The sequence below is a fragment of the Spirulina subsalsa CS-330 genome (assembly GCF_028330765.1).
Classification (GTDB): Bacteria; Cyanobacteriota; Cyanobacteriia; order Cyanobacteriales; family Spirulinaceae; genus Spirulina; species Spirulina subsalsa_A.
Genome location: NZ_JAQMTY010000059.1, coordinates 1 through 9,543 on the forward strand (window position 1 = coordinate 1; position 9,543 = coordinate 9,543).

Consider the following 9,543-nt stretch of genomic DNA (forward strand, 5'->3'; position numbering starts at 1 on the left):
CAGGATAAATCAATGGCGTTAGTCGTTGAGCCTAGCAACCCTCTGCAACTCTCGTTGTTTGAGTGGATAAATGGTCAGGTAACTGGCTGTTCAGAATCTCCCACTATAGCCCGTAGGGTTTAGTGGGGGAGTATGTCAACAGGGAACACGCCGAAAACCCCGTGAATTCATTCCGGGGATAACGGCTCAGAGCAGGGTTTCAGGGTAAGCGGTGCGATCGCAACGACAGGGCGACTGATTCTCAGAATTGAGGTGAAATCATGATGCTGCCCCCAAACCCTAGGCTAAGGATTCGTACAGCCCCAGGAGCACCAACCCTAAACCCGCTAACCAATCAAGGCGACACCGTTGCCATTGGCGCGTCAAAAGTCGCCCCAACCAGACACCCCCTCCAATCATCACTAAACTGGACACCAAACTTAGGCTGCTAGTCATGGCGACATCAAGATGGGTCATCCCGGCGCTGATGCCGGTGCCAATGTTGCTGAGGGTGAGGGCGAAACCCAGCACGATCGCATCTCGGAGGCTCATGCCGTTTTGAACAGGGGGGGGATCGGTGGGCTGGGTGGGGGAGTGGCGCGATCGCCAAAATTGCCCCAGCACCACCGCACCGATGAGGATTAACAAGACACTCCCGAAGGATTGCGCCCATTGAGGGGAAATGAGAGCGGCGATTTCATTGCCTAAACTCATGGAGCAGAGGGTGCTAATTCCGGAGAGGGAAGCGATCGCACCGTTAGCGAGCCAACCAATCGTTAAGCGTTTGAAGCCATAGGCGACCCCCACCGCTAAATTATCGAGGTTTGTGGAGAGGGAGAGAACAGTGGCGGTTAAGAGGGTCTCGATCATGGGTCCAGTCTCGTGGACGATGGATGGGTCAAGATACGATGGTTTTGCTGTCAATTCCGTAAATGTGTCAAAACGGGTATAGAAACCGCGTCATCCTGGCAACCACGACGTTTTATCTGTAGGCAAGTTGCAACGTTGCCATTGTGACACATCACTTAACATCTTGTAACAAATCAGGTCAACGCCCCATGACTCTCAACACCAGTAACCCCCAGACCTTAGCAAGACTGCGCGATCGCTTTCATGCCCTGTCCGATGGGTTGCGGTTGGAGGTGCTGACCATCCTGCGGGATGAAGAGCAATGTGTGTGCGATCTCTGCGATCGCCTCGCCGTCGCCCAGTCAAAACTCTCATTCCATCTCAAAATCCTCAAAGAGGCGGGTCTAATTCAGTCACGCGCCCAAGGCCGTTGGGTCTATTACCGCCTCGATGGTGAGGCGATCGCTCAACTCGAAACCGCGATCGCCCAATTTCACCCCACCACCGCACCGAAACCCGCTCGCCACTGCGACCCCTAACCCATCAACTTTTTTTGATTGATTTTTTGGTAGGATACATCTATCAACTTTTTTTGATGCGAGTGAGATGAATCCTCCACCTAGCCTTAACCCCTCGGCCATCCAAGCCGGAGGCGAACTGAATCGATTTGAAAAATACCTCACCCTTTGGGTTTTTCTGTGCATCGGGGCTGGCATTATCTTGGGGCGGAGTTTTCCCGGTGTCGCGATCGCCCTCGACGCGCTCAGTCTTTATCACGTCTCGATTCCCATCGCCCTCTGTCTCTTCGCCATGATGTATCCAATCATGGTCAAAATCGACTTTTCCCAAGCCGTCAAAGCCGCCAAAACCCCGAAACCCGTCGCCCTCACCCTCGTGATCAACTGGCTCGTCAAGCCCTTCACCATGGTGCTCTTCGCCCAGTTCTTCCTCGGCAACCTCTTCCGCCCCCTCCTCACCACCACCGAATTGATTCGCGGCACAGAAACCACCCTCGCCAGTTCCTACATCGCCGGCACAATCCTCCTCGGCATTGCCCCCTGTACCGCCATGGTCTTGATGTGGGGCTACCTCTCCTACAGCAACCAAGGCCATACCCTGGTGATGGTGGCGGTGAACTCCTTGGCGATGCTTTTTCTCTACGCACCTTTAGGTAAATGGTTGCTAGCGGTGAATGATCTCACCGTGCCGTGGCAAACCATTGTCTTTTCGGTATTGATCTACGTGGGCTTACCCCTCGCGGCAGGCATGGCAAGCCGCGTCTGGATTCTCCGCCATCGCGGCCGCCCTTGGTTTCATCAGGTTTTCCTGAAAAAACTGGGGCCGATTTCCACCCTCGCCCTGTTGATCACGCTGATTCTCCTCTTTGCCCTCAAAGGCGATTTAATCATTCAACATCCGCTGCATATTCTCCTCATTGCCATGCCGCTGTTCCTGCAAACGACGATCATTTTCGGCTTGACCTATGTGGCGGCCTGGCTGCTCAAACTGTCCTATGAGGATGCGGCTCCAGCGGCGTTGATTGGGGCGAGTAATCATTTTGAGGTAGCGATCGCCACCGCAGTCATGCTCTTCGGTCTCAACTCCGGAGCCGCCCTGGCCACCGTCGTCGGGGTCTTAATTGAAGTGCCGGTGATGCTGCTTTTGGTGGAATTTTGCAAAAAAACGGCCTTCTGGTTTCCCCGTGAACCCGAAAAAGCCACCCTCCGCGATCCCCGCTGTTTCACGGTGCTACCGAATCGCTAGGTTCACTTGGGGGGACAGAACGATCTGGCTCAACTCCCGTTACCTGCGAAAGGCATGAAATGTCGCCTCCGTTATTCTCAATCCAACCCAAAAAAACGATGAAAACAATCATGTTCGTCTGCAAGCGCAACTCCTGCCGATCGCAAATGGCCGAAGGTTTCGCCAAAACCCTCGGTGCTGGCATCATTCAGGTCACATCGTCCGGCCTCGAAGCCAGTCGAGTTCACCCCACTGCGATCGCCGTCATGGCCGAACTGGGGATCGACATCCGTGATCAAACCTCTGATCCGCTCACGGCGTTTAATCCCGAAGACTACGACGGGGTGATTTCCCTCTGTGGTTGTGGGGTCGATTTGCCCGAAGCATGGGTCTTACGGCCCCTCTTCGCCGATTGGCAACTCGATGACCCCGATGGTCAACCCTTAGACACCTTTCGACGGGTTCGGGATGAAATCAAAACTAAGGTGAGCCAACTGATCGCGCAACATTCCCCCTGAATTCCACCCACAAAACAAATGTCACGACACAGCTAAAATCAGGCTTGATCGTAGGGTGGGTTAGGCGGCTTAAACTCCCGATATAGCTGAGATTCAGCAATCCGCCGTAACCCACCCATTCATTAAAGTGTGTCACGTCCCTAGGGAAAACGACACCGCACTGCGGCACAGACCGCGATTAAAACCCAAACCCCAAAAATTGCCGCTGTTGCCAAAACAGAAACAGCCCACTCGCACCGATGAAAATCACTACCAACCGCCGAAATTGTTGATCACTGATTTTCGTCAGTACCCATTGCCCTAAATAATTTCCCGGCAACGCGGCAACTCCGATCACCAGCCCATAGCCAAAGGTCTGCCAACTCAAAATCCCAAACAGACCATAGGCCAATAATTTCACCAGATGCACCCCCAGCACATTGAGGGATTTTGTGGCGAGCATTTCCTCCTTGTTGAGACCGTAGCTGAGATAGAAGGGGTGCAAAATCGGGCCCGTGGAACCGATCAGACCCGAAAAGAAGGCGTAGAAAAATCCCAGGGGCAGAAACATCCAGGCGGCCATTTGATGACGGGGTAGGATGGATGAGTCGGAGGCGGGGCGATCGCGCAACAAGCCTAGCACCGACAGCAACAAAAAGATTGCCAACAGCAAACTCAGCCATTCAATCCGCGTCCGGCTCAGGACAAACGCCCCCAACACCGCCCCCACCGTTGCCCCCGGCAAACACCACACCACCACCCGCCATTCAATCTGCTGCCAATAAATCCAGACCCGTTGCCCATTGCCGAACAACATTCCCGTCGTCAGAACCGGCGGCACAACCGCCGGGCCCAACAACGCGCTAATCACGGGAATCAAAATCAGGGGACTGCCGCCCCCGATCAAGCTACTCAGCAACCAAGCGGCACTACTTGCCAACGCTAACCAAAGGATGATCACTTACCCACTTTCCCAACAGTCCTTTCATAATTTAACGAAAAATTAATATTTTCCGTGAGTAATGCCCCATCCCACGCTAGGCTAACCAGTAACATTAACCCTCCTCAGAAGCGATCGCTATGTCTGCCCAAGCTGCCAACCGCCCCAAAATTATTGTCCTTGACGATGATCCCACCGGCTCCCAAACGGTTCACAGTTGTCTGCTGTTGATGCAGTGGGATGTGGATACGTTGCGCTTGGGGTTGGCCGATGCCGCTCCGATTTTTTTCGTGCTCACCAATACCCGCGCCCTCGCTCCCGATGAAGCCACCCGCATTACCCGCGAGGTTTGCCACAATCTCCGCCTTGCCCTCGATGCCGAAGGGGTCACGGAATTTTTAGTGGTGAGTCGTTCGGATTCGACCCTGCGCGGTCATTACCCCGTGGAAACCGATGCGATCGCCGATGAACTTGGCCCCTTTGATGCCCATTTCCTCACCCCAGCATTTTTTGAAGGGGGACGGATTACCCGCAACAGCACCCATTATCTATTGATTAATGGTGTCGAAACCCCGGTGCATGAGACAGAATTCGCGCAGGATTCCGTGTTTGGCTATAGCACGGCGTTTTTGCCGGATTATGTGGCGGAAAAAACCGGGGGACGAATTGCGGCGGCGCAGGTGGAGCGGTTTGAATTGGAGGCGGTGCGATCGCGCTGCCAAGACCGTCTTATGGGTTTAACGGGGAATGTCTGCTGTGCCGTCGATGGCGAAACCCAAGCCGACTTTGATACCTTCGCCACCGACCTCCTCGCCGCCGCCGCCCAGGGTAAACGCTTCCTCTTCCGCAGTGCCGCCAGTCTTCTCACCTCCCTCGCCCAACTCGGCCCGCAACCCATCCCCGCCGCAGCCATGGCCACCTATGGCCGCACGGACAAACCCGGCGCGGTAATCGTCGGCTCCCATGTCAAGAAAACCACCGCGCAACTAATGGAATTGCTCAAGGCTGACGGCATTGCCCCGATTGAATTAGACGTGGCTCGAATGCGGAACGATATCAGTCAAAGCGCCACCCTTAAGCAAGAAGCCCTCGCCAAAGTTGCCGCCGCTTTTGCTGAACATTTAACGCCTGTGATCTATACCAGCCGTGAAGAATTGCAATTTGAGACGGTGGAGCGACGCTTAGAGTTTGGGAAAGCAGTTTCCAGCCTGTTGATGGAAATTGTTCAGGGATTGCCGCCAGAGTTGCGCTTTTTGATTAGTAAAGGCGGGATTACGTCGAATGATGTGTTGAGTGTGGGCTTAGGGTTGCGATCGGCGCGGCTCTTGGGGCAAATTCTCCCCGGCTGTTCCATGGTCACAACCAGCCCAGAACATCCGCAATTTCCAATGTTGCCGGTGGTCTTGTTTCCGGGCAATGTGGGTGATGCGACGGGCTTGGCAACGGTGTATCAGCGATTGCACCACGCCAACGGTTAACGGCAGCTTGTAACGCGGCCGGGAGCCAGCGATCGCCCTGCGGATAGATCGGCAGGCGGCGGGTCAGTTGCCAACCGTTGCAAGCCAGAAATTCGCGCAGACGGTCGATCTGTTGATGGCGATAATCCGGGTTCACTTCATCAATGGGGCCAATGCCGCCAAGATCCCGCGCCCCTGCGTCTAGGCAGGCCAAAAGGGTTTCCGGTGCTTGGATTAAGTTGGGCGGGATCTGAAGTTGCACATCGGGCGGTAGGATGTCCCGTGCGACGGTAACGGCGCGAACCATCTGATCGTCAGAGATGCCCAGCCCGCGAAAGGTGTCCTGAGATCCTGGATTATAGGGTTGCAGAATCACTTCTTGAATATGGCCCCAGCGTTGATGCGAGGTGGCGATCGCCGCCAACGTCTCTCGCCAATCCGCCTCGGTTTCGCCAATCCCCAAGAGCAAACCCGTGGTAAAGGGAATCCGCAGCCGTCCGGCGGTTTCTAGGTGGTGCAGTCGGGTTGCTGGGTCTTTACTCGGTGCGTGGCGGTGGCGGGTCTGTTGCAGTCGGGGCGTGACCTGTTCCACCATCAACCCCATCGACACATTCACCGCTTTTAACCGCGCCATTTCCGCCTCGTTCAGAATCCCCACATTGCTATGGGGCAAAAACCCCAAATCCAGCGCCAACGCACACAGGTCATAGATGCGATCGAGCCAGGCGGGGCGGCGCGGACTCTGGGGATGGACTTCGCCGCTGAGGATGAGAATTTCGATCACCTCTTGGGCCTGGAGGGTGAGGAGGCGATCGCGTGCCACTTCCACCGAGAGCCATTGATCCCCCCCCGGATCAACCCGAAAGTTGCAATAATCGCAACGATTAAAACATTCGTAGGTGGGAACTAGGGTAAACGCTGGGCTATAGGTAATGCGGTTCTTCATACTTCTCTCGGTCATTGCCGCACAGCATCAGGGCAACAGGTTAAAGGCTTGACAATGCTGAGGGCGAAAAATGCTGAAATCTCGACGATCTAAGGTAAGAACGGTTTGTAAGTTCAAGCGTTCAGCGATCGCCATGACACAAGCATCAACAAAATCAATCTGACTATCTTGATACATTTCCAAAATTTGGGCAACTCGTTGAGTATCGGGCCAAGTTAGGGAAATGACTTGAAAGCGGCTTTTGTCGAGCGATCGCAAAAATTGGACTATGGTAAGAATTCCTGCATCTCGTCCCAGTAGGTAGGCAATTTCGGTCAGTGCAGGTTGAGGTAGGGCAATGGTTGGCTGGTGTTGATAGATGGTGGCAACGGCACTATGGTGGTGATCCTTACGGTTGAGCAAAGCAACCACAAATCCGGTATCAGCGATCGCCCCTATTTTTTCCATGATAAACCCGAAGCAGATTGAATTTCTGCGGTGAGGATGGCTTCTGCTTCGGTAGAAAGTTCGGCACTACCGTCATAGAGACCTGTGAGAAAGGGGTCGGGGGGAGTGGGGGATGGGGAAAGGGGGTTAGGGGTTAAATTTGCTTGTAGATACTGGGCGATGGCCTCATCGAGCAGAGTTTCTAAACTTTTCTGTTCTTGGATGGCGACCTGTACCAGTTGGGTCAAGGTTTGGGGGTCTGGTTTCCAGTTTAGGGTTATGTCTAGCATGGTTGTATTTGGTGACTGATCACATTTTATCTAGAAGATCTGACAGGGCCTGAACTGATGTGCTATCTGTTTGGGGCGACCATACCACGGCCTCGGTTGAGGCGAGTTGCTGGAGCAATTCATGGGCTGGGTCAATGAAGCAGTTTAGTGGTTTGTTTCCCATGGATTAATTACATCAATTCCACAATCCAAGAAGTCGCGGATATTGCGGGTTGCTAATGTTGAGTGATGAACTTGGCAAATGGCTGCGATTTGTGCATCAAATTGTGAGATGGGGCGGCCGATTTGTTTACGGCTTGCTGCTATTCGGGAATAATGTTCAGCGGATTTTTGATCGAAGGCTAAAATTCGCTCCGTTAAGTGATGCTCAAAGATAATCGATGCTCCGTCGAGCAATTTTTGTCGTCGCTGTCCTTCAGGGAGAATTTGAATGCCATACAAAATTTCGGCTTGGGTAATACTGGTTGTGTACAGTGATGCACCGTTTTGGCGGGTTAACCATTGGCGAATGATCTGAGAACCCATGGGCTGAATGAGTTCTGAAATGATGTTGGTATCGAGGATGATTTTCATGAGTCACCAAACAGGGTTTCATCAATTCGGATGGGTTCCCGTGGTGAGATCAGGATTTCGCCAGGCTCAATCGCGCTGAATTGTTGCTCAAAGATGGCAATGAGCCACTGACCCTCGTTTTGAAAGTTTGCGGGTTGGAGTTCTGGGGTTGGGGGGTTTGGGTGGAGTTCGCGATCGAGGAGGTCGAAGAGTGTTTGTTTGTCGGTGGGGTTGAGTTGATGAATGGCGGGCAATAGTTCGTTGAGTGTCATGTTTGGCTCCTGGTCATGACGATCTAATCAAGATTTTAGCGGATCTGTTAACGCCTCACTGAGCGACAGTCTAGAAACCGGGTTGCTGGGGGTTGCTGGTTTTCCCCCAAGTTGATCGGAGAAACCCGGTTGCTCACAACCCCTCTAACCGCAGAACATACACCTGTGCTAACATTTTTCTGATCTTTTCTTAATCGTCTGGTTTTTTGACCTCACAATTGGTTAGCTCTCTGGCATTTTTAATGAATTTTTCATCGAAGGTGTAAAATTGCTGGCAGTCTTGACTTTGAGCGAGATGCAAAGCATCGGCAAAATCTAAACCATTTTCATGCCACAGTAGGGCTTGATGAACTAACATCGGGTTAGGTAAGTGAACATTTGGTAATCCCAAGAGTTTCCGGAAAGTCGAACAAATTTGATTCCGTTTAAACTGATAAGCAAATCTCAGCACCCATTCGGTTTCTAAGATAACGGTGTGAGAAATGAAGATTTCTGGGTTTTGAAAAAGTTCTAGACTTTTTTGATATTGGATTGGATCATCTTGAGTCAGAAGCCGAACTACAATATTGGTGTCAACTGCGATCATGCCATTGCTCCTGAATGCCTTGGTGAATAGCCGCTTCCATATCCTCTAAGGTTTTGAGTGAACCTTGATAGTTTAAACACCCGGCTACTTCGTTTAAAGTGGTCGGATGAAAGGGCTGTTTGGGCTGAATTAAAATTCCTTTGCCTGTATCAGTCAAGATGATTTCTGTCCCCATCTCCAAGCTATAGATTTTCCGCATTTCTGGTGGAATGATAATTTGTCCTGTTTGGGAGATTTTGGCGATTTCCATGGGTGAATCAGTTGGGATATTTCGGTAATTTTAACAAAATCAGATCTTGCTTTCCCCCTACGCCGGTCTAGAAACCGGGTTGCTAGGGGTTACTGGTTTTCCCCAAGTTGATCGGAGAAACCCGGTTGCTCACAGCCCCTCCAACCGCAGAAAATGCACCCGCCCCGACCCATCCCCTGCCATCACCGTCACCCCATCCGGTGTAATGGCACAGGAACTCATCGCACCACCTTCCCCGGTAAAGGTGGCTAACACATCCCCCGTCACCAAATCCCACAGTTTCAGAGTTTGATCATTAGATGCAGAGACGGCTCTTTTCCCGTCTGGAGTGATCGCCACTGCTGTTACCGAGTCACTATGCCCAGAGAGGGTAGCGAGTTCCCTACCCTGCTCCAAATCCCACAGTTTCAGGGTGTTATCATCCGATGCAGAGACGGCTCGTTTCCCGTCGGGGGCGATCGCTACTGCTGTTACCGAGGCACGATGCCCAGAGAGGGTGGCGAGTTCCGTCCCCCTCTCCAAATCCCACAGTTTCAGGGTTTCATCAGACGATGCAGAGACGGCTCGTTTCCCGTCGGGGGCGATCGCCACTGCGCTTACCACGTCACTATGCCCTGTGAGGGTGACGAGTTTCGTCCCCTGATCCAAATCCCACAGTTTCAGGGTTCTATCCGACGATGCAGAGACCGCTCGTTTCCCGTCGGGGGCGATCGCTACTGCTGTTACCGACCGACTATGCCCAAAGAGGGTAGCGAG

At 52.8% G+C, this 9,543-nt stretch carries 13 protein-coding genes and 1 pseudogene; 4 read left to right on the plus strand and 10 right to left on the minus strand.

Annotation, left to right across the window (positions count from 1 at the left end; translation table 11 throughout):
• Positions 1–279: 279 nt before the first annotated feature.
• Positions 280–849: a manganese efflux pump MntP gene (locus PN477_RS03935; RefSeq protein WP_272118623.1), complete on the minus strand. Its 570-nt coding sequence runs from the start codon at positions 847–849 to the stop codon at positions 280–282.
• A gap of 188 nt (positions 850–1,037) precedes the next feature.
• On the opposite strand from PN477_RS03935, the gene PN477_RS03940 reads away from it, so the two are divergent.
• From PN477_RS03940 to arsC, 3 genes are all read left to right on the plus strand, one after another.
• Complete coding sequence (locus PN477_RS03940) at positions 1,038–1,367, plus strand: ArsR/SmtB family transcription factor (protein WP_272118621.1); 330 nt, start codon at positions 1,038–1,040, stop codon at positions 1,365–1,367.
• A 67-nt stretch (positions 1,368–1,434) separates the two neighbouring features.
• A complete protein-coding gene (gene arsB / locus PN477_RS03945) occupies positions 1,435–2,592 on the plus strand; it encodes an ACR3 family arsenite efflux transporter (RefSeq protein WP_272118619.1) in 1,158 nt (385 codons plus the stop codon).
• Between the two features lie 98 nt (positions 2,593–2,690).
• Positions 2,691–3,089 (plus strand): arsenate reductase, glutathione/glutaredoxin type, encoded by a 399-nt coding sequence (arsC, locus tag PN477_RS03950; protein WP_272147007.1) that lies wholly within the window; start codon positions 2,691–2,693, stop codon positions 3,087–3,089.
• 178 nt (positions 3,090–3,267) lie between these two features.
• Here arsC and PN477_RS03955 read toward each other — a convergent pair whose 3' ends face one another.
• Entirely contained in the window at positions 3,268–4,029 is a 762-nt protein-coding gene (locus PN477_RS03955; RefSeq protein ID WP_272118615.1) for a sulfite exporter TauE/SafE family protein, read from the minus strand.
• A gap of 119 nt (positions 4,030–4,148) precedes the next feature.
• Between PN477_RS03955 and PN477_RS03960 the strand changes: the two genes are divergently transcribed.
• A complete protein-coding gene (locus PN477_RS03960) occupies positions 4,149–5,486 on the plus strand; it encodes a four-carbon acid sugar kinase family protein (RefSeq protein WP_272118613.1) in 1,338 nt (445 codons plus the stop codon).
• Here the strand turns inward: PN477_RS03960 and cofG are convergent.
• From cofG to PN477_RS04000, 8 genes and pseudogenes are all read right to left on the minus strand, one after another.
• Positions 5,473–6,411: pseudogene (cofG, locus tag PN477_RS03965) on the minus strand (7,8-didemethyl-8-hydroxy-5-deazariboflavin synthase subunit CofG); the annotation flags it as partial. The gene PN477_RS03960 and the pseudogene cofG overlap by 14 nt on opposite strands.
• 27 nt (positions 6,412–6,438) lie before the next feature.
• On the minus strand, positions 6,439–6,858 hold the full coding sequence (locus tag PN477_RS03970) for a type II toxin-antitoxin system VapC family toxin (RefSeq protein WP_272118611.1): 420 nt from the start codon (positions 6,856–6,858) through the stop codon (positions 6,439–6,441).
• On the minus strand, positions 6,846–7,127 hold the full coding sequence (locus PN477_RS03975) for a hypothetical protein (protein ID WP_006621136.1): 282 nt from the start codon (positions 7,125–7,127) through the stop codon (positions 6,846–6,848). The genes PN477_RS03970 and PN477_RS03975 overlap by 13 nt, the downstream gene beginning before the upstream one ends.
• 144 nt (positions 7,128–7,271) lie before the next feature.
• On the minus strand, positions 7,272–7,700 hold the full coding sequence (locus PN477_RS03980; RefSeq protein WP_272118605.1) for a type II toxin-antitoxin system VapC family toxin: 429 nt from the start codon (positions 7,698–7,700) through the stop codon (positions 7,272–7,274).
• Positions 7,697–7,951 carry a hypothetical protein gene (locus PN477_RS03985; RefSeq protein ID WP_272118603.1) on the minus strand — a complete coding sequence of 85 codons (255 nt, stop codon included), beginning with the start codon at positions 7,949–7,951 and terminating at the stop codon, positions 7,697–7,699. Before PN477_RS03985 ends, PN477_RS03980 begins: the two co-directional genes overlap by 4 nt.
• A gap of 190 nt (positions 7,952–8,141) precedes the next feature.
• Positions 8,142–8,537 carry a type II toxin-antitoxin system VapC family toxin gene (locus PN477_RS03990; RefSeq protein WP_272118601.1) on the minus strand — a complete coding sequence of 132 codons (396 nt, stop codon included), beginning with the start codon at positions 8,535–8,537 and terminating at the stop codon, positions 8,142–8,144.
• On the minus strand, positions 8,524–8,787 hold the full coding sequence (locus PN477_RS03995; RefSeq protein WP_272118599.1) for an AbrB/MazE/SpoVT family DNA-binding domain-containing protein: 264 nt from the start codon (positions 8,785–8,787) through the stop codon (positions 8,524–8,526). Before PN477_RS03995 ends, PN477_RS03990 begins: the two co-directional genes overlap by 14 nt.
• Before the next feature lie 129 nt (positions 8,788–8,916).
• Positions 8,917–9,543: WD40 repeat domain-containing protein (locus PN477_RS04000; protein ID WP_272147009.1), on the minus strand; the 627-nt coding region annotated here is incomplete at its 5' end.

Excerpts from the sequence above, each read along its gene's own strand:
- PN477_RS03935 (WP_272118623.1), bottom strand. The coding sequence starts at position 849 with ATGATCGAGACCCTCTTAACCGCCACTGTTCTCTCCCTCTCCACAAAC.
- PN477_RS03940 (WP_272118621.1), top strand. The coding sequence starts at position 1,038 with ATGACTCTCAACACCAGTAACCCCCAGACCTTAGCAAGACTGCGCGAT.
- arsB (WP_272118619.1), top strand. The coding sequence starts at position 1,435 with ATGAATCCTCCACCTAGCCTTAACCCCTCGGCCATCCAAGCCGGAGGC.
- arsC (WP_272147007.1), top strand. The coding sequence starts at position 2,691 with ATGAAAACAATCATGTTCGTCTGCAAGCGCAACTCCTGCCGATCGCAA.
- PN477_RS03960 (WP_272118613.1), top strand. The coding sequence starts at position 4,149 with ATGTCTGCCCAAGCTGCCAACCGCCCCAAAATTATTGTCCTTGACGAT.
- PN477_RS03970 (WP_272118611.1), bottom strand. The coding sequence starts at position 6,858 with ATGGAAAAAATAGGGGCGATCGCTGATACCGGATTTGTGGTTGCTTTG.
- PN477_RS03975 (WP_006621136.1), bottom strand. The coding sequence starts at position 7,127 with ATGCTAGACATAACCCTAAACTGGAAACCAGACCCCCAAACCTTGACC.
- PN477_RS03980 (WP_272118605.1), bottom strand. The coding sequence starts at position 7,700 with ATGAAAATCATCCTCGATACCAACATCATTTCAGAACTCATTCAGCCC.
- PN477_RS03985 (WP_272118603.1), bottom strand. The coding sequence starts at position 7,951 with ATGACACTCAACGAACTATTGCCCGCCATTCATCAACTCAACCCCACC.
- PN477_RS03990 (WP_272118601.1), bottom strand. The coding sequence starts at position 8,537 with ATGATCGCAGTTGACACCAATATTGTAGTTCGGCTTCTGACTCAAGAT.
- PN477_RS03995 (WP_272118599.1), bottom strand. The coding sequence starts at position 8,787 with ATGGAAATCGCCAAAATCTCCCAAACAGGACAAATTATCATTCCACCA.